At 70.0% G+C, this 16,796-nt stretch carries 17 protein-coding genes and 2 pseudogenes; 11 read left to right on the plus strand and 8 right to left on the minus strand.

The window, feature by feature from the left end; translation table 11 throughout:
• Nucleotides 1-19 precede the first annotated feature (19 nt).
• A complete protein-coding gene (locus ACFU5F_RS29115; RefSeq protein WP_383893391.1) occupies nt 20-706 on the plus strand; it encodes a hypothetical protein in 687 nt (228 codons plus the stop codon).
• Nucleotides 707-761: 55 nt separating this feature from the next.
• On the opposite strand, the gene ACFU5F_RS29120 is transcribed toward ACFU5F_RS29115, so the two are convergent.
• A complete protein-coding gene (locus ACFU5F_RS29120; protein ID WP_383893394.1) occupies nt 762-2,090 on the minus strand; it encodes a hypothetical protein in 1,329 nt (442 codons plus the stop codon).
• Nucleotides 2,091-2,259: 169 nt separating this feature from the next.
• On the opposite strand from ACFU5F_RS29120, the gene ACFU5F_RS29125 reads away from it, so the two are divergent.
• Genes ACFU5F_RS29125 through ACFU5F_RS29145 form a run of 5 tightly spaced genes read left to right on the plus strand, consistent with a single transcriptional unit; the run spans nt 2,260 to nt 4,912 of the window.
• Nucleotides 2,260-2,409, plus strand: coding sequence for a hypothetical protein (locus ACFU5F_RS29125; RefSeq protein ID WP_167358666.1), 150 nt, complete (start codon nt 2,260-2,262; stop codon nt 2,407-2,409).
• 20 nt (nt 2,410-2,429) lie between these two features.
• A complete protein-coding gene (locus tag ACFU5F_RS29130; protein WP_383893397.1) occupies nt 2,430-2,960 on the plus strand; it encodes a JmjC domain-containing protein in 531 nt (176 codons plus the stop codon).
• Between the two features lie 14 nt (nt 2,961-2,974).
• Nucleotides 2,975-3,193, plus strand: a complete 219-nt coding sequence (locus ACFU5F_RS29135) for a winged helix domain-containing protein (protein ID WP_383893400.1) — start codon at nt 2,975-2,977, stop codon at nt 3,191-3,193.
• Nucleotides 3,190-4,098 carry an aldo/keto reductase gene (locus ACFU5F_RS29140; protein WP_383893403.1) on the plus strand — a complete coding sequence of 303 codons (909 nt, stop codon included), beginning with the start codon at nt 3,190-3,192 and terminating at the stop codon, nt 4,096-4,098. Before ACFU5F_RS29135 ends, ACFU5F_RS29140 begins: the two co-directional genes overlap by 4 nt.
• A gap of 19 nt (nt 4,099-4,117) precedes the next feature.
• Entirely contained in the window at nt 4,118-4,912 is a 795-nt protein-coding gene (locus ACFU5F_RS29145; RefSeq protein ID WP_383893406.1) for a hypothetical protein, read from the plus strand.
• Nucleotides 4,913-5,050: 138 nt separating this feature from the next.
• On the opposite strand, the gene ACFU5F_RS29150 is transcribed toward ACFU5F_RS29145, so the two are convergent.
• Both ACFU5F_RS29150 and ACFU5F_RS29155 read right to left on the minus strand, forming a co-directional pair.
• Entirely contained in the window at nt 5,051-5,419 is a 369-nt protein-coding gene (locus tag ACFU5F_RS29150; protein ID WP_383893408.1) for a hypothetical protein, read from the minus strand.
• 21 nt (nt 5,420-5,440) lie between these two features.
• Nucleotides 5,441-6,103, minus strand: a complete 663-nt coding sequence (locus ACFU5F_RS29155) for a hypothetical protein (protein WP_383893410.1) — start codon at nt 6,101-6,103, stop codon at nt 5,441-5,443.
• Nucleotides 6,104-7,146: 1,043 nt separating this feature from the next.
• Here ACFU5F_RS29155 and ACFU5F_RS29160 point away from each other — a divergent pair.
• The gene (locus tag ACFU5F_RS29160; protein WP_383893413.1) at nt 7,147-8,337 is read left to right on the plus strand and encodes an RICIN domain-containing protein; all 1,191 of its coding nucleotides are present in this window, start codon (nt 7,147-7,149) and stop codon (nt 8,335-8,337) included.
• A 51-nt stretch (nt 8,338-8,388) separates the two neighbouring features.
• Here the strand turns inward: ACFU5F_RS29160 and ACFU5F_RS29165 are convergent, their stop codons facing one another.
• Nucleotides 8,389-8,940: a hypothetical protein gene (locus ACFU5F_RS29165; protein WP_383893416.1), complete on the minus strand. Its 552-nt coding sequence runs from the start codon at nt 8,938-8,940 to the stop codon at nt 8,389-8,391.
• Nucleotides 8,941-8,983: 43 nt separating this feature from the next.
• The gene (locus ACFU5F_RS29170; protein WP_383893419.1) at nt 8,984-10,075 is read right to left on the minus strand and encodes a hypothetical protein; all 1,092 of its coding nucleotides are present in this window, start codon (nt 10,073-10,075) and stop codon (nt 8,984-8,986) included.
• Between the two features lie 403 nt (nt 10,076-10,478).
• Here ACFU5F_RS29170 and ACFU5F_RS29175 point away from each other — a divergent pair, with 403 nt between their 5' ends.
• The 3 genes from ACFU5F_RS29175 (at nt 10,479) to ACFU5F_RS29185 (ending at nt 13,965) form a co-directional block, all read left to right on the plus strand.
• Nucleotides 10,479-11,198, plus strand: a complete 720-nt coding sequence (locus ACFU5F_RS29175) for a hypothetical protein (RefSeq protein WP_383893421.1) — start codon at nt 10,479-10,481, stop codon at nt 11,196-11,198.
• Between the two features lie 51 nt (nt 11,199-11,249).
• Complete coding sequence (locus ACFU5F_RS29180; RefSeq protein ID WP_383893423.1) at nt 11,250-12,899, plus strand: FG-GAP-like repeat-containing protein; 1,650 nt, start codon at nt 11,250-11,252, stop codon at nt 12,897-12,899.
• Nucleotides 12,900-13,305: 406 nt separating this feature from the next.
• Nucleotides 13,306-13,965 carry an HNH endonuclease family protein gene (locus ACFU5F_RS29185; RefSeq protein WP_383893426.1) on the plus strand — a complete coding sequence of 220 codons (660 nt, stop codon included), beginning with the start codon at nt 13,306-13,308 and terminating at the stop codon, nt 13,963-13,965.
• A gap of 242 nt (nt 13,966-14,207) precedes the next feature.
• Here ACFU5F_RS29185 and ACFU5F_RS29190 read toward each other — a convergent pair whose 3' ends face one another.
• On the minus strand, nt 14,208-14,621 hold the full coding sequence (locus ACFU5F_RS29190) for a hypothetical protein (protein ID WP_383893431.1): 414 nt from the start codon (nt 14,619-14,621) through the stop codon (nt 14,208-14,210).
• Nucleotides 14,610-14,945, minus strand: a pseudogene (locus ACFU5F_RS29195) (ATP-dependent DNA ligase); the annotation flags it as partial. The gene ACFU5F_RS29190 and the pseudogene ACFU5F_RS29195, both read right to left, overlap by 12 nt.
• Nucleotides 14,946-15,212: 267 nt before the next feature.
• Between ACFU5F_RS29195 and ACFU5F_RS29200 the strand changes: the two are divergent.
• Nucleotides 15,213-16,421: a hypothetical protein gene (locus ACFU5F_RS29200; protein ID WP_383893429.1), complete on the plus strand. Its 1,209-nt coding sequence runs from the start codon at nt 15,213-15,215 to the stop codon at nt 16,419-16,421.
• 204 nt (nt 16,422-16,625) lie between these two features.
• On the opposite strand, the pseudogene ACFU5F_RS29205 reads toward ACFU5F_RS29200, so the two are convergent.
• Nucleotides 16,626-16,796 (minus strand): annotated as a pseudogene (locus ACFU5F_RS29205) (IS6 family transposase); the annotation flags it as partial.

Below are 16,796 nucleotides of genomic sequence, written 5' to 3' on the forward strand. Positions count from 1 at the left end.
GCGGCGGGCGGATCTGGTGGTGCGGGCGCCAGCCTCGGGAGTGCCGGTCATCCTGCTGGAAATCGACCGCCGCAGCGAGGACGCCCACGACCTGGTGCACAAGCTGCGCCGGTACTGGCAGTGGGGCCGGCTGCTGCCGCCGGACGCGGACAAGCACACCGTGGACCTGGCCCGCTCCCGGCCGGACGCGATCGAGCACATCGACCACGACAAGCGGCTGTGGCGCCGCCTCTACCCGCCGACCGGCCGGGAGGGCCTGGCGCCGGTGGCGTTCGTGTTCGCGGACACCACGGACACGAAGGTCGCCAACACGGTCGCCGTGCTGGAGCAGGCCGGCCGACCCTACTGGGCACCACGCCGGTACGACACCTACCACCGGGGCCTCACCGCCCTCGACTACGGCCAGGCCGTTCCCGTCCTCGTCACCACCCTGGAACAGCTCCAGGAACACGGCGCGGACGCGGCCGTGTGGCGGCGGCTGGGACGCGAGGGCGAGCAGACGCTGACGGCCTCCCTCGACAACCCCGACGGCGACGCCCTCTACCGCCGCCAGGCCGCCCGCGCTCGTGCCCGACGTCGCGCTGGAGGTCATGATCGGCGTGCGGCAGGAACTGCCGCTGCACATCCCCCACGTGGCAGGCCTCACCCGGCTCCTGCGGGACGCCGTCGGCACCATCGACGCGGGCAGTGCTCCCGGAGAGGGTGAATGCTGTCACTGCGGCGGGACCGGCCGGGCCCGCCCGCTGTGGAAGCGGTCGTTGTCAGCCGGCCACGACGTCGCGTAGTTCCCGTACGGCGCGTTCGCGGTGGTGCTGGGCGGGGATCGCCTCGTACAGGTCCAGGGCACGGCGGCGGACCAGGCCGGTGCGGTAGCCCACGGGCAGTGCGGTCAGGGCGGCGACCGTACGACTGCACGCCTGCTCGGTGTTGCCGTCGTGATGGGCGCAGGCGGCGCGGTCGATGTTCAGCAGAGTGCGCGTCATGGCGCTGGTCGGCGCGGACAGCTCCAGGGCGCGCTGTTGGCTCTCGTTCGCGCGGCGGGTGTCCCCGAGGGTGGTGAAGGCGTGGCTGAGGTGGACGTGGTGCTTCTGCTCGCCGTACGTCAGCCAGGTGTCCGACCGCTCGCTCTCGGGGAGCCGGTCCATGAGGGCGTCGGCGGCGGCGAGCGCGGCGCGGGCCTGCTCGCTCTGGTGGTTGAGGGCGTAGGCGCGGGCGGCGACGGCCGCCGCCAGCACCGCGGCGGCGGTCGGCCGGGTGCCGGCGGCAAGCCGGGCCCGGGCGGCGAGGTCGGCCGCTGCCTTCGGGGCGCCGTAGTTGAGCGGGACCATCGCCTCTCGGGCCAGCACCCAGGCGTGCAGCTGGTCGTCGCCGGATTCGGTGGCGGCCCGGGCGGCGGTGCCGAACCAGGCGCGGGACTCGCGGCGGCTGCCCAGGTCGTGCAGGACGATCGCGGTCATCCCGGCCATCTGCCCGGCTGTCCGGCACAGCCTGGCTCGTACGGGGGCGGGCTGCGGGACGGTGAGCAGCGGGCGCAGGGTGGTGAAGTCCGTGACCAGGTCGGCGAGCACGCGGGTGGGCTGCTGTCCGTGGTAGCCGTACCCGTAGCTCTCGGCAGCGGCTTCCAGGTCGGCAAGGTCCTGGGGAGCGTCGGGGGAGAGGGTCTGGTCGACGTCGGTCCGGGCGGCGGTGAGTGCGGCGAGGGCCGGAGCGGTGAGGCCGGCGGCCAGTGCGCCGCGCAGCAGGTTGCGGCGCTTCATCGCATCTTCTCCATGGTCGGACTCCGTGCTGTGGGCGGCGGTGTATTCCCAGGGTTGCGCAGCAAGCCCCAGTAGGGCACCGGGAATGCGTAGTCCGCCGGCGATTCGCTCGACAGTCGTGAGGGCGGTGACAGATGTGGTGCCCCGGGCGATCTGGCTGACCCGCTCGGCTTTGAGCGCACACGCTTCGGCGATCCGGTTGAAGGAGATCCCCACGTCGTGGGCCATGGCGAACACCGTGGTGAAGTCCCGCTCGCGCAGGGCCCGGACGAACACCGGGTCGGCCAGCAGATGGCGCGGCACTTGGGCGGGTGACGGCGGTAAGTCGTCCACAAGTCCCCCAGAAATCTCGTGGAATGACGAAGCGTCAGCCCAACGACCATACCCACCGTGGGGGCCCCGTCACGGGGTTATCGCCAGGGTCCGCCGTGGCTGTACTGGGGGTGTTCGCGGCCGCGGCTGTCCAGGGCCGGCCCGGCTACCAACCACGCAGGAGGATTCCATGCAGAGTCCCGCCACGCCCCCGCCCGCCACGTCCGGGCCGTCGACCGGCGGCCTCGTCCGCTCCCGCCGGGCGATCGTCGCCGCCCGGGGCCGCAACGCCATCCCCTCGGACGGCGGCGGCACCGGCAAGAGCGACGGCAACGACTGACGGACCGGGAGCCCTACGCGATGACGCACACGTCCATCGCGGCGTGCCTGGGCGAGGACTTCCTCGCCCAGGCACTGCACCGCGAATACCGCCACGTACCCGGCGCCCTCGATGTCGCCGGGATCATGACCTGGGACGACCTCAACCAGATCCTGGCCGCACACCGCCTGGAGCCGCCGCGCATGCGGCTGTCCCGCGACGGCGAGACGCTGCTGGTCGGCGGGTACACCACGCCGGTGGCCACGCGCCGCCACACCGTGTGGCACCGCCTCCACCCGGCCGAACTGCACACCCGCCTGAAGGAGGGCGCCTCTCTCGCCCTGGACAGCGTCGACGAACTCCACCCGCCCATCGCCCGCCTCTGCGAAGCGATCGAGCGCGACCTCCGCACCCGCGTCCAGGCGAACCTGTACGCCTCGTGGACCAGCACCGAGGGGTTCGGCGTTCACTGGGACGACCACGACACCGTCATCGTCCAGCTGGACGACGCGAAGCGGTGGCGGATCTACGGCACCACCCGACCGTTCCCGCTGGTCTGCGGGCGAGGCTGACGACCGCCCGCGCGGTGTTGGAGGTCGGTGAGGATGCGGTGGCGCTGTCCGCCGCTGGGAGCACGTTCGAGTTTGCGCCCGAGGCGGAGGCGGTGCTGCGCCCGCTGGTCGACGGTCGCACCGTGTACCTGGCCGCGCTCGCGGAAACAGATGGCCTTGATGTGGAGGACGTCGCCGGGCTGGTCCAGGAGCCCGTTGCCGGGCAGGCCGCGACGGTGGGGAGCCTGCTGTGACAGTGGAGCTCGCTCTGGGCACCTACTGGTGCCGGGCGATCCCGGAGGCGGCCGTCCGTGCGGCCGCCTCCGGCGCGCAGTGGATCGACACCGCCCCCAACTACGCCACCGGCCGCGCTCATGACTTGCTGGCCCCGGCCCTGACCGCCCACCCGTCCCTGCGTATCGCGACGAAGGCCGGCTACTTCACCGCGGCCACCGGCGCCGATGCCGTGAACGCCGGTGTCCTCACCGAGGACCAGGCCGGGGTGGGGCACAGCCTCACCCCGGACTATGTGCGCTGGCAGATGGGCCGCAACCGTGAGCAGCTCGGACGCGAGCGGCTGGACCTGGTCCTGCTGCACAACCCGGAGCGCGCCCATCCCGGCGACCGCCTGGCCCTGCACCGCGCGATGCGGGAGGCGTTCGTCGTCCTCGAGGAAGCCGTGGCAGCCGGGCACGTGGCCGGGTACGGCATCGCCACGTGGGCGGGCCTGGAAGAGGAAGCGTTCACGGTGGGGGAGCTGCTCGCCCTGGCCGCCGAAGCCGCGGGCGGCCGGCACCACCTGGTCGCGGTCCAGATGCCGGTGAGCCTGGTGATGATGACGCCGATCGCGCAGGCACTTGACGGCCGGGGGCCGCTCCCGGCCGCAGCCGGGGCGGGGCTGCGGGTTATGGCCTCCGCTCCGCTGCACGGCGGTGAGCTCCCCGGCATGGTCGACCAGGAGCTCGCCGACCTCATCCGGCCGGACCTGACCCCCGCACAGGCGTGCATCCTCGCGGTCGCGTCATGCCCAGGAGTGACGGACGTCCTTCTGGCCGCCTCCGGTGCGTCACACTGGAGTCAGGCGGCCGACGCCGTCGCCCAACCCCTGCTGACCGCCGCCAAGTTGCGGGAGATCACTGGTGTACTCGCCTCCCCCTGACCCGGACACCGAACAGCGCATGCGCGCCCGTCACGCCCGCGCCGCCAAGGCCCTGGACGTACGGACCGAGCCGGGCGGGGAGTTCTGGGGGTGGGCCGGGCGCACCCTGGGAGCCCCGGCCCGCACCGCCGCCGGGCAACCGGCGTGGCTGCGGCTCGTGTCCTCCCCGCAGGACAAGGCGTCGGGGAAGCTGTGGGACGGCGCCCTCGACGCCCAGCACGTCTTCGGGGACCTCGACAGGCGCCGGCCCGCCCTCCTGGCTGTCCACGACGCCGTCGACGACACCACCGCCTACCGGGTGGAGCTGTCGGCCCGCGTCGACCAGCCGGTCCTGTCCGACGACCCGGTCCTCCAGCGCGACCTTCAGCTGCCGGACTCCTGGTGGGAGGAACTCGCCGGGACGCTGGAGAAGGTGGCGGCCGTCGACACCGACCGCGTCGCCGTACGCCAGCAGTACATGGACCGGGCGATCCCCGAGTTCGTGGGCATCCCGGCCCCGGCCGTGACCTGCTGGACCGTCGCCCACTCCGACCTGCACTGGGCCAACGTCACCGCGCCGCTGAGGATTCTCGACTGGGAGGGGTGGGGGCGAGCTCCGGAGGGCTTCGACGCCGCCACGCTCTACGCCTACACGCTGCTCCAGGAGGACGTTTCCGCCCGCGTCCGCGACGCCTTTCCCGTGCTCGGCAGCCCGGCAGGCCTCGCCGCCGAAGCGACCGTGTGCGCCCAACTGCTCCAGACCGTGGCCCGCGGCGACAACCTCACCCTCGAAGACCAGCTCCGGAACTGGGCCGGGGAAATCCGCCACCGCTGACCGAGCTCCTCGGTGCCCTCACACGTGCCGAGTTGATCAGTCCGCCCACCCGATGTCACTGACCTCGATCGCATACGTCAGATCCGGCGGCCGGTACGCGCCGACGGGCCGGGGCTGCATCGGCTTGGGGAAGCTGTGTCAGGGGGACACCGCATAGCCCGGCGCGGACTGGCCGAACCGCTGGGCGATGTACCAGACCGCGTGGTCCGAGCCGTGGAAGAACACGTGCAGGCGTCCGTGGCCGTCGGCCTCGACGACGGGTTCGCCGCCGATGTTCTGCGCGATCCGCTCGTGGGCGCTCCAGGCGGCGCCGTTGATGATGTTCTGCTCGCAGGCCCACAGGTGACCGCCGCCCCAGTGGAAGGCGGCGAGCCGGCCGTCGGCGGCCTGGGCGGCGGCCGGGTTTCCGGTGAGGGTACCGCCGAGGCTGGTCAGGGTGGCCCACCCGTCGTAGTCGTCGGTCTGGGGCAGGTGCCACAGGGCGTTGTCGGTGCCGCGGAAGAACACTTCCAGGCGCCCGTCGGCGTTCTAGGCGACGACCGGGTCGCCGCCGATGTTCTGCACGATGCTCACGGGGCTGTCCCAGCCGCTGCTGTTGGCGTCCCGCTGGCGGGCGACCCACAGATGACCGTCGGTGCCGCGGAAGAACACCTGAAGGCGGCCGCGGGCGTCTGTCGCCACTGCCGGGTCTCCGGCAGGGGAGCCGCCCAGGCTGCCCGGGTCGGTCCAGCCGCCGTAGCCGGACTTGGTGGTCTCCCACACATGCCACAGGGCGCCGTCGGTGCCCCGGAAGAACGCCTCCGGGCGCCCGTCGGCGTTCAGCCCGGGGACCGGGTCGCCCCCGATATGGGTCACCAGCGTCTTCCCCGGGCCGTAGGTGCCGTTGATGACCGTCTGCCAGGGATGCTCGAGGTGGCCCTGGTCGTTGCGGAAGAACACCCCGATGCGCCGTGCTGCCGTCCGCAGGGCGGAGGGATCGCCGGACAGGGTGCCGCTGCCCAGCTTCTCCCAGTCGGACCAGCCGCCCCATGTCTGCTGATGGCTGGTCGACGCCGCGTTGTCGGCGCGGTGCCTGATGAACACCTCCAGGCGGCCGTCCGACGAGGGCGCCACCGCCGGATTGCCCGTCAGCTGCCCGCCGAGCGAAGCCACGTCGCCCCAGGTCATGCCCGGAGTCGAAGGAATCGTCATGTTCTTCCCCTCCCGTTCGCCCCCGGCTCTTCAACCGGGAGCCGTCACCACATGCATACGGTCAATTATCCTTCGTAATCACGCGGTAGGCTCGGCAACCTCTTCATGACGGATCGTCAGCATCCGTCGGGCGCCGACGGCACCCCTCAACGCGCCTCTGTACAGCGCCCCTCACCGCCCCCCAGGGCGGCGAGGGCACCGCTCGCCAAAGTGCACTGGGTTGCAGCTTCGCGCCCGCGGCCGTGCCCGGTTGGCGCGCTCTTCGCGCTGGAGGTTGCTGCCGAACGCCCGACGCGCCATGTGCGGGCCTGTCCCGCGTCTTGGTAAGCCCGCAGTGAAGTGGAACACCTTCCCCGCCGTCGGCGTGTGCCCCGAGCGGCTGGTCACGAGCGCGAAGTCGCTGCTTTCCACCCCAACTTCGCCAAGCGCTCAGCGAAGTACTGGTCGAAACACTGCGCCACCAGGAGGTCGAGCGGCTGCGCCCGAGCCCGCTTCGACTTCGGCCACGCCCCGTTCACGCTTAAGCGGCGCCCTCCACCGCAGCGCGAGATGGGGTAACCCATGTGGGCGAGTTCCTTCAGGTCATTCGGTGGACCGGCGGACCGCGTTGGAGGCAAGGAGGGAGCGCGCCGCTCCAACACCAAACGTCTGCTTTGGGACTGAGTCGTCGGTTTGGATGATGCTTGCGCTGTTTGCCTGACCTGTTGAACTGCCAGCATCTCTCTTGCAGGGAGTCTTCTCGCAGGGGAGATCGCGGCATGGAAGGGCGGAAGGGAGCTGCCCGCTTTCTTCAAGCTCGGTGATGGCGTGCCGTGGCTGCCACCAGGCTCCCGGAGCCCGCCGGTCTGATCCGAGCCGCCGCCGAGCGGTTTCACGTCGGGGCGTTAGCGGGGGCGACTGCTGATCCGGTGCAAGGTCTCATGAACCGCCCCACAGGGATCACCCCGAAAGCGGTCTCGTCGGCCGGACGACCTTGTGACTTTCTGCAATCCAGCTGGACCGCCCTGTGGTGGGCGGTCGGTGAACGGTGAATGGGGATGACGATGAACCCTTCTAACGCGGCAGCCACAGGTGGCGAGAACTCCGCCCCTCCAATCAGCACGGTCGCCGGCACGGGCGCCGGGAACTTCGGCGGTGACGGCGGCCTCGCCACCGCCGCCCAGCTGAAGCACCCATTGGGTGTGGCGGTGGACAGCACCGGCACCGTCTACATCGCCGACCAGCACAACCACCGGGTCCGGAAGATCACCGCTGACGGGAAGATCAGCACGGTCGCTGGTACGGGTGCCGGGAGCTTCGGCGGTGACGGCGGCCCTGCCACCGCAGCCCAGCTGCAATACCCGGCGGGTGTGGCGGTGGACAGCACCGGCACCGTCTACATCGCCGACCAGTACAACCACCGGATCCGGAGGATCACGGCCGATGGGAAGATCAGCACGGTCGCCGGTACGGGTGCCGGGAGCTTCGGCGGTGACGGCGGCCTCGCCACCGCAGCCCAGTTGCTATACCCGGCGGGTGTGGCGGTGGACAGCACCGGCACCGTCTACATCGCCGACGCCAACAACCACCGGGTTCGGAAGATCACCGCTGACGGGAAGATCAGCACGGTCGCCGGCACGGGCGCCGGGACCTTCGGCGGTGACGGCGGCCCCGCCACCGCAGCCCAGTTGAACAGCCCGCACGGGCTCGCTGTGGACTGCGTCGACACCCTCTACATCGCCGATCTGGGCAACCACCGGGTTCGGAGGGTCGTGTCGGCGAGGATGGCCGGGCTGCCCGATTCGGGCACGGTCGTCTTCTGGACCAACGTCCGCAGCAAATTGCGGATGGGGGTCGTGCGTGAGTCCACCAAGGACGGGGCCGAGATCCACCAGTTGCTCGCCGCCTCCAGGGATCACCAGCGGTGGCGGCTGGTCGCGGCCGACCAGGACGACGGCGACATCCTCTACAGGATCGAGAACGTAGGCAGCGGCAAGGTTCTGGAGGTCGTCGGGGCGGGGGAGGCGCCCGGGGCGGTGGTCGCGCAGCGCGCCTACGAGGGCGGCGACGCACACCACCAGCACTGGAGGCTGATCCCGGTGGGCTCGGTGAACGGCGCCCCGCGGGTGTATGAGATCGCGAACCGCAACAGCGGTCTGCTCCTGGGCGTCGACACCAACGCCCGCACGGTGATCAAGCAGTACGAGGCGGCGGGCGCCCCCCGGGACCGTCAGTGGCAGCTGCTCCCGGTATGACACATGAGGGGGCAGGGGCGGTCATGCCCCTGCCCCCTCGTGACGTGCGTGCTACTGGGAACCGGACGGTTCCTCGGTGGTTGTCTCGGTCGTCTCGGTCTTCCCCAGCTTCTGCGGAGTCTCGGCGGCCGCTTGGGGCGCCTTGGGGGGCTCTGCGGCCTTGGGTGCCTCCGGAACCTTGGGAACCTTGGCGTATGCCTCCTTGTCCGGCTTGTCCTGGAGGTCCTCGTTCTTTTGCAGGCCGTCTTCCCTCTTCACCGTCTCACTCGCCTTTGACATGCCGGCGGACGCTGTGCCGGAGACCGAGTCGGCGTGGGCGTGCTGGGACTGCGTACGGGCCGATGCCTGGGTGGTCTGGATGAAGGAGCCGAGGAAGCCCAGGACGGCCCGTGCTTCGGGCGATTGCTCCTGTACGACTTTCGCCCGGGAGGATGCCCCGTGGATCGAATGGACGAACAGGCTCGTGTTCTTGTCGTCGTATGTGTCGTCCTCGGCGTCCTCGAAGTCGACGTCCGCACCCGGCTGCGACTCGGCTGCGCCGGCCTGCACTGAGAAGAGTTTCGCGCTGTTCTGCGCGAAACCGAAAATGTTGTCGAACACCATGGTCATCACCCCTGGTCGTCGTGGTGGCGGTGCTGCCGGCCGGTCAAGGCCCCTTGTACAGGGCTCGTGGGCTGAAGGTCAGGCTCTCGGCTTCGAACATCGTGTGGTGGACGTCCAGGGCGGAGACGACCTCCATCCGCCCCTTCATGCGGTATCCGCCGCCGGCCAGGTTGATGTCGGCGATGTCCCGGGCGACTACCTGGGCGAGGCCGGGGAAGGCCCCGGGCTGCGGGGGAGAAAGGACCGGAACCGGCACGGCGTATCTCACCGCGAGGAACCCGGCGAAGGTCACCGGGATCTCGTACTCGTAATGCCTGTGGGCACGCCGCTGCGTGGCGATGGTCTCCACACGGGAGTCCTTCGGGACCTTGCCGGAGATCTGGGATTTCGAGGTCCAGCTCGTCGTCAGGGAGCCGCCGACGGTGGCCGCGAGGCCCAGTGCCAGCTGCGCGTTGAGCGAAGCGCTGCCGGTGGCGCTGCCCTGCGTCGTGAACGCCACCGAATTCGTCAGCGAGTTCGACGCGGAGTTGCCCGTCGAGTTCGTCGTGGCCGTTTCGTTGGCGTTGGCGTTGTCGACCCCGACGCTGTCCTTGCTGTTCTTGTTGGTCACCGTGTTGGCGTTCTTGTTCGCCATGTCGTTCCGCAGCTGCGTCCCGAACTGGGCCTGGAGGTCCATCTTGAGCTGGTTCTGCAGCTGCAATTGCAGCTGTGCGCCGATGCTGCCGCCGAAGGTGAGCTTGGCGTCCCCGTGGAGCGACCAGGTCACTCCGTTCGACACGGTGAATTCGATCGAGTCGGTGAAGGTCATTTCGTGCGTGTCGCTGCGGTTGACGTAGGCGCGTGAGGAGAACGTGTCCGGCGGGGGCGGAGTGATGTCGCCCCGCTCCTCGATCAGCGGTTCCCCGAGATTCATGTAGGCGATCCAGCCCAGATCGAACGCGGAGCCGGCGAAAGTGCCGGAGCTCGACTTGTTGATGGAGATGCCGACGGGCTTGTGCTGCACGCCGTTGTTGTCGGTGTAGACCAGGTTGGGGTGGTTCAGGAGGGACGGCAGGTAGATGCTGAGTTCCCGCAGGTTCTTTTTCGTCAGCGGATGGCGCTTGAACCGTTCCAGGTTGTAAGCAGTGGAAGGCATTCCCCGTCCTCGGCTGATTCTCTCCGAAACGCGCTCGATGGAACCGAACAGGCATCTGCGCGCTTTCCGAAGTTCGAAGCTACCAGCGGCCTCATTTTCTGGGAAGAAGCCTCCATGTGTCACGCTCAATCGAGTGAAAGGCATTCACCGACCATTCCCAAGTCGCCGAGAATTACGGTAAGTTGAAGCGCTGTCGGCCGCTCGATCGGCGGCTTCGAAAGGTCTTGCACGTAATTGTTGCAGCCGTGATTTATGTGGCGGTGGGGGTGTTTGATTCGGCCGTCCATAAAGGCCAGGTTATTTCGATCCATGGCGGTTAAAGCCTTCGCTAATGCCGCGCGGCAAAGCGCTGCACTGTGGCTGGCTTATTGTTCTCCACTTCAAGAACAGGTGAGGTTCCGCGATGTACACCCAAGAACGCACGGTGATGTCGAACCTGGTGGTCGGCGGCCCGGTGGCGGTGAACAGCTACGACAACGCGATCGTGGCCGCGCTGGTCGAGAACCGGCCGGTCATGCTCGTCCACGCCTTCAACGGCGGCTTCCTGCGGCCCGTCGAGCTGAAGGACAGCGTCCACGACAAGGGAGTCAAGCTGTCCACCGCGCTCGACTCGGCCACCAAGGAAGCGCAGGGCCACCTGTGGTACATCACCCCCGCCGGCTTCTTCGGACAGCGGCCGCTGTACTTCATCGAGAGCGCCGCGGGCCAGGTGACACCCAAGCCTACCGGCGCCGGCCAGGCCGATGCCGGGCGCGGCGACGACGGCGCGCCCAAACCGCAGCGCCGGCGCATCACCGTCCATCAGAAAGCCCCCGAGGCAACGGCCGACACCGTCCAGGTGGGCCTCCCCGACAAGGTCGGTGACCTGTGGCGCGGGAAGAACGGCGCGCCCGAGGACACCCAGCTGTGGGTCGTGACGCTGACGCCGTGGGGCGGGATCACGTTCGTGCCGATCACCCACCCCGACGCCATCCTCGGATTCAAGGACCACGCGGTGGCAGCCGACAGCGAGGTGCGCCTGACCTACAACTGGGGCGGGGACTTCACCGGCACGGTCATCAACACCTTCTACCCGCGGTTGCCCAACGAGTGGAGCGTCCCCTACCACCACGTCTTCACGTGATCCGCGGCCACCGCCGCGTCACACCCGCCCCCGTCTGGAAGAGGCACCACGATGCCCGTGCCCACGCAAGAACTGAAACTGGAGATCGTCAACGCCGCCACGGGGAGGACCCTCGGCACAAAAGCCACGCCGAGTGCGGACGGGGCGCTTGTCGTCCGTGACTTCCCCGAGGGCGGCCCCAGTCCGGAGCAGTGGCAGCTCACTCCCGTGCCGGCCGCACAGGAGGACCAGACATATGTGGTCCGCAACGCGGCCGGCGGTAAGGTGCTCGACAACCCCGCCGCCGCGGACCGAGGTGTCCGTCAGTGGGACGCCGCAGCCGGCAAGAAGGGCCAGCAGTGGCATGTCGTCCCCGTTGACGGCGAAGCGGGCCTCTACTTCATCGAGGCCGCGACCAACAGCGGCGTTCTCGACCTCGCCGACCCCGACGAGGAGGAAACCCGGGTCGTCCTGCGCGACTACGACGACAGCGCGGCAAGCCAGCGGTGGCGGTTCGTCCCGGCCGAGCCCGAGCGCATCAGCGACCCCGTGCTGCCCTGGGCGTCACTGAGCCACTGGAACGGCCGCCAATCCTGGCGGCTGGCCCGCCCGACCGCGCTGCGCCCGGCACCCGACGCGACACCCTCCTTCAGCGACATGCTGCTGGTCCTCAAGGGGTTCGGAAGCGACCAGGACGCCGGCGGATGGAAGCGCGACGGAGCCAACCGCCCTCCCCGCGGGCAACCAACCTGGTGGGCCGGGCTCGGCGACCGGTTCCTCGCCGACACCAAGGGAACAGGGCAGGCGGACATCGTCGGGCTCAAACCCGCGAAAGGCGCGGTGACGTCCTCCAGCAAAGGCGACGGCACGTTCGACGACGAGCGCGTCCTGCACCAGGTAGCGCCCTCCTCGAGCCCCGCGGACCTGTGGACCCTCGTCGACACGACGGGCGACGGCAAGCCCGACGTCGTCGTGCTTGCCACCGACGGCGTCCGGGTGTCCACGCAAGACGAAGCCGGGACGTTCACGCCCGCGGGCGGCAAGCTGGTCCTCAAAGCGTTCGGACACGGCCAGCAGGCCGGCGGCTGGCTTGCCGACAAGCACCCCCGCTTCCTCGCCGACACCACCGGTAACGGCAGGCTCGACATCGTCGGCTGCCACGACGACGGCGTCTGGGTATCCCTCCAGGACGACGAAGGCACCTTCGCCGACCCTCTGTACATCCTCGACGACTTCGGAACCGACCAGGGGTGGAACTCGGTCGAGGAGCACCCCCGGTTCCTGCTCAGCACCACCGATGGCGGCGCACTGGACATCGTCGGGTTCGGCCCTCAGGGCGTCACCGTCGCATGCGGACGCGGCGACGGCACATTCGAACCGTCCCAGCTCGTCCTGAACGACTTCGGGCACGCACAGGGGTGGACCAGCAAGAAGCACCTTCGCCTCCTCGCCGACGTCACCGGCGACGGCAACCCCGACATCGTCGGCTTCGGCGACCACGGAGTCTGGGTATCGCACAACCGCGGCAACGGACAGTTCAAGCAGGCCCAGCTGGTATGCCGCGGCTTCGGATACAACGAGGACGCCGGCGGCTGGCGGGTCGACCGCCACCGGCGCTTCCTTGCCGACATCACCGGTGACGGACGCGTCGACATCGTCGGATTCGGCGGCCCGGGCGTGTACGTGGCCCGAAACCTGTACCGCCGCTTCCGAACCCGATAACCCTCCTGCCACCTCGACCCGACGTGCGGCCCTCGCCTGCGAGGTCGCACGTCGAGCAACCGCAGTAACGGGCTACCGCGCCGACAGCAGACGCCCCGGTCGCAGCGCGGCACCGCCCGGCCTGAAGACTCCCGGCCGTGCAGGGAGCCAACGCGATACCCGCCCTCGTGAGGCCGGTCAGCGGCGACGCGCCAGCCAACTGCCACCTCCGTCGAAGGGCCGGGCAGTGCAGAAGGCGGCAGAGTTCTGTATCAGGCCCGGGCTGTGCCCGGGGTGCGCGTGCGCCGCCTGCGAGGCGCGCAGGAGAGTGCTGAGCACTCGGTCCGGTATGACCATTGCACCCACACGGGCGGCGCACTGGGAAAACAGGTGATCGCGCCTGTCGCACGGCCGCTATCAACAGCACATGCTCAAAGCTGTGCTACGCGGCCTGACCGCCGCCTCCCTCACTGTCCTGCCCCTCACCGTCTCAGCGCCCGCCCACGCGGCAGAGACGCTTCCCCTGACCGAAGCCGTCGCCAGCCTGCCCATGGGGACGGAGTCCCGGGACGGCTACGACCGCAACGCCTTCCGCCACTGGAACGCCGGCGCCAACCCCACCGACGGCTGCAACACCCGCGCCGAAGTACTGATCTCCGAGGCCGCCGAACCCCCTGCGGTCGGACCCAACTGCCGTTTGATGGGCGGGAGTTGGTTGTCGTACTACGACCAGGTGTGGGTGACGTCAGCCTCCGGCCTGGACATCGACCACATGGTGCCTCTGGCAGAAAGCTGGGACAGCGGTGCGTCCGCGTGGACGGCGCAGCGCCGCGAGGCGTACGCCAACGACCAGGGTGCCACCGCCAGCCTGGTCGCCGTCACGGCCCGCTCCAACAGGTCCAAGGCTGATCAGGATCCCGCCCAGTGGCTGCCGCCTGCCTCCGACGTGCACTGCCGGTACGTCGCCGAGTGGGTCGCAACGAAGCTCCGCTGGAGTCTTGCGGCCGATGAAGCCGAGGCGGCGGCCCTGCGCGAGGTGGCGGCCGGTTGCCCGGAGCAGACCGTGACGTACGAGCCAGTCGCATAACGGACCTGCTCAACTGCCGCCTCCAAACCGCCCCGGACGGCACCGCCACGGGAGGCTCTCCATACACGCTTGCTGCACCGATCCGACTGGGCACCCTCGGCAGCCTGGAAGCCTTCAACCACCGCCAAGGCTCGCTGCTGGGATAGGCACCGCATCTTGAGGGAGGGCGGGCTGGGCGGCGCGGGACGCAGCCGGGGATCGGGCGGGCTCACTGGTCGGCGGGCCGCCGCGCCCGGCTGCCGTCAGCGCGGCGGCGACGTCATGTGGGGGACGTCGGCGGGGGAGAGATCGGGGCGGGCACGGTGCAGGACTGCGGGGTGGCGCCACCGGCCGGAGGCATCACGGGCGACGTCGATGCCGACTTCCACCACCAGTTCGGGCTCCACCAGCGTGACGTTCAGCGTTCCCCGGCTGCCCCACCCGGCGGAGAACGACCAGCCCCTCCATGGATGACCGCGCTGAGCTGGGGCGAGCAGCTCGGCGACCCTGCTGCTCACTGTCTGGGCGAGGGTGGTGGTGCGGCCGGTGTACTGAAGGCAGCCGTCGTTGTCGTATCTGCCGAGCAGCAGACTGCTGGGGGCGGCCAGAGAGCCGGTGACCGCGCCAACGATCGCCTCGGTGGTCTCGCGCACCTTGTACTTCCGCCACCCGCGCACCGAAGGCTCGTACGCACTGTCCAGCCGCTTGAAGAGCACGCCCTCCATTCCGACCGACTTCCACGTCAGCCACTCGCGCACGGTGTCCGGGTCGGTGGTCGACGGGCACAGCACCCACGGCGCCGACAGCTGGCGCGCGGCGAACAAGGACTCGAGCGCGGCCCTGCGCCGCCGATACGGCCATCCGATCGTGTCCGTCCCGGACAGCCGCAGGAGATCGAACGCGACGAAGTGGGCCGGCCACTCGTCAGCCGCCCGGGCCGCCCCGGCACCGCGCCGCTGAAGCCGGTTCTGCAGCTGCTCGAAGGCGAGCCGGCCTGCGGCGTCCCATACGACTAGGACCTGTCCGGACGATCATGTGACTGCTCCTGTCGGCGTACTCGTCTCACGTTCACTTGTACGCCGACATCCGAGGCATTTTGCACGGTCTTCTCGTCCAGGCCCATGGCCTTGTCGTCCGTAGCGGTGCGTCTCCACGTGCACGCCGCACGGCGTCCCCGAAGCCGCAGAACAATCCACCGAGCGGTTGACCGCCCCTCGGGCCGGCCTTCACAGGGATGCGAGTTCCGTCCGCCGTGGGAGTGACGCAGGATGCAGTGGTTCGTTGTGCCAGCCATGATCAGAAGAATCCTTAGAACGGCTGTCCTGGTGAGCACGGCCGTGGTGAGCGGCCTCCCGGTCGCTCAGGCTCAGTCGGCTGATGTCCACAGCGCGGCGCAGACCAAACGGTGGTTGACGCCGGGCCAATCGGACTGGGTGGTCCCCCAGGGCGTTCACCAGATCACTGTGTATTCCTGGGGTGGTGGTGGCGGCGGTGCCGGTGGCGGAGGGGCCGGAGGCGCCGGTGGTGGCGGTGGCGGCGGCAACGGAGGAGGCTCCAACGCCGTCGGGACGGCCGGCGGTGGTGGCGGCGGTGGTGGCGGCAGTGCGGCCGGCGGCGGTGGCGCGGGCGGAAGCAGCGGCGCCTTCGTCGAGTGCAGGTTGTCTGTGAGCCCGGGCTGGAAGCTGCGGATCATCGTCGGGAGCGGCGGGTCGGGGGGCTCAGGCGGCCAGGGCGGTTCGGAGGCGTCCTGGGGGCAGGGCGGGTACACCACGGTTGGTGGAGGGAGCGACGGGGGCAAGGGGGGCGCGGGCGGCGAAGGACACGTCGGCGGCGGCACGTCGGGTTCGGGCGTCGAGGTGCGTAACGGGGGCAACACGTACCTCAAAACGGTCGGGCGTGCGCCGGGCGGCATCCGTGGCGAGGCAGGGAAGGGCGGCAGCGGTGGCGCTGGTGGTGGGGGTGGCTACAACGGCAAGATCAGCGGGGGCAGCCCCGGCGCCGGCGGAGCCGGTGGCAAGGACGGCGGCGCGGCGGGGACCGGCGTCGGAGGAGGCGAACCTGCTCTGGACGCCTGTGGCAGGGGGGTAGAGCCCGTCAGGAAGGTGGCAGGTGCGCCCGGGCAGCCCGGAGGGGCCGGCCAGCCCGGCAAGAAGGGGGCCGACGGCACGCACAATTCCGCGGGAGGCGTCAGCCGGGCCGGAGCAGGCGGCGGCGGGGGCAGCAGCGGCGCCTCCGGTCGGGCCGGCGCGGCAATCGTGTCGAACGGCGTGTCCTACGGTGCCGGCGGCAGCGGCGGCGCGGGAGCCCACGGCTTGCGTGGCGGTAACGGCGGCCGGGGAGGCGAATGGAACCCCAACGTCGGCAGCGCCGTGCGCGACGACAACTGGAAGGGGCTAGACGGCGGCTACGGGTCCGCAGGCGGGAAGGGGGCCGAGGGCGCCAAGGGCGGCGATGGGGCAGTGATCATCAGCTGGTGACGCTCCCGAGCCGGACCGCCGGAGGTCAGCGGCGTCGGCGGCGTCACTCGCCGGGCGTCCGCCCCGAAGAACAAAGGCAGCAGGGGCGGCCGTCCAGTCACCCACGACGCCGACCTCTACAAGGAACGGCGCTGTCACGTTGTTGGGTGTGTAAGCGTCTGACGGTGCGTCGGGGCGCGGTGGGCTTGCGGTCCAGGCCTATGTTCAGGCCGGAGTGGGCTGGCCGGCAGCACCAGTGATCTGGCTCCAGATCACGAAGCGGACGGTCATCTCTGCTCGATATTCGTGGGCGGTCATCAGATGGCGGCGGGGCCGGAAGTGGGGCGAGATACCGCTGAACGCGGAGAGAAACTGCTGGGCTCCACCGGTACTGCG

It is taken from the genome of Streptomyces sp. NPDC057438, assembly GCF_042802995.1.
Classification (GTDB): Bacteria; Actinomycetota; Actinomycetes; order Streptomycetales; family Streptomycetaceae; genus Streptomyces.

Excerpts from the sequence above, each read along its gene's own strand:
- ACFU5F_RS29125 (WP_167358666.1), top strand. The coding sequence starts at position 2,260 with ATGCAGAGTCCCGCCACGCCCCCGCCCGCCACGTCCGGGCCGTCGACC.
- ACFU5F_RS29130 (WP_383893397.1), top strand. The coding sequence starts at position 2,430 with ATGACGCACACGTCCATCGCGGCGTGCCTGGGCGAGGACTTCCTCGCC.
- ACFU5F_RS29145 (WP_383893406.1), top strand. The coding sequence starts at position 4,118 with ATGCGCGCCCGTCACGCCCGCGCCGCCAAGGCCCTGGACGTACGGACC.
- ACFU5F_RS29155 (WP_383893410.1), bottom strand. The coding sequence starts at position 6,103 with ATGACGATTCCTTCGACTCCGGGCATGACCTGGGGCGACGTGGCTTCG.
- ACFU5F_RS29160 (WP_383893413.1), top strand. The coding sequence starts at position 7,147 with ATGAACCCTTCTAACGCGGCAGCCACAGGTGGCGAGAACTCCGCCCCT.
- ACFU5F_RS29165 (WP_383893416.1), bottom strand. The coding sequence starts at position 8,940 with ATGGTGTTCGACAACATTTTCGGTTTCGCGCAGAACAGCGCGAAACTC.
- ACFU5F_RS29170 (WP_383893419.1), bottom strand. The coding sequence starts at position 10,075 with ATGCCTTCCACTGCTTACAACCTGGAACGGTTCAAGCGCCATCCGCTG.
- ACFU5F_RS29175 (WP_383893421.1), top strand. The coding sequence starts at position 10,479 with ATGTACACCCAAGAACGCACGGTGATGTCGAACCTGGTGGTCGGCGGC.
- ACFU5F_RS29180 (WP_383893423.1), top strand. The coding sequence starts at position 11,250 with ATGCCCGTGCCCACGCAAGAACTGAAACTGGAGATCGTCAACGCCGCC.
- ACFU5F_RS29185 (WP_383893426.1), top strand. The coding sequence starts at position 13,306 with ATGCTCAAAGCTGTGCTACGCGGCCTGACCGCCGCCTCCCTCACTGTC.
- ACFU5F_RS29200 (WP_383893429.1), top strand. The coding sequence starts at position 15,213 with ATGCAGTGGTTCGTTGTGCCAGCCATGATCAGAAGAATCCTTAGAACG.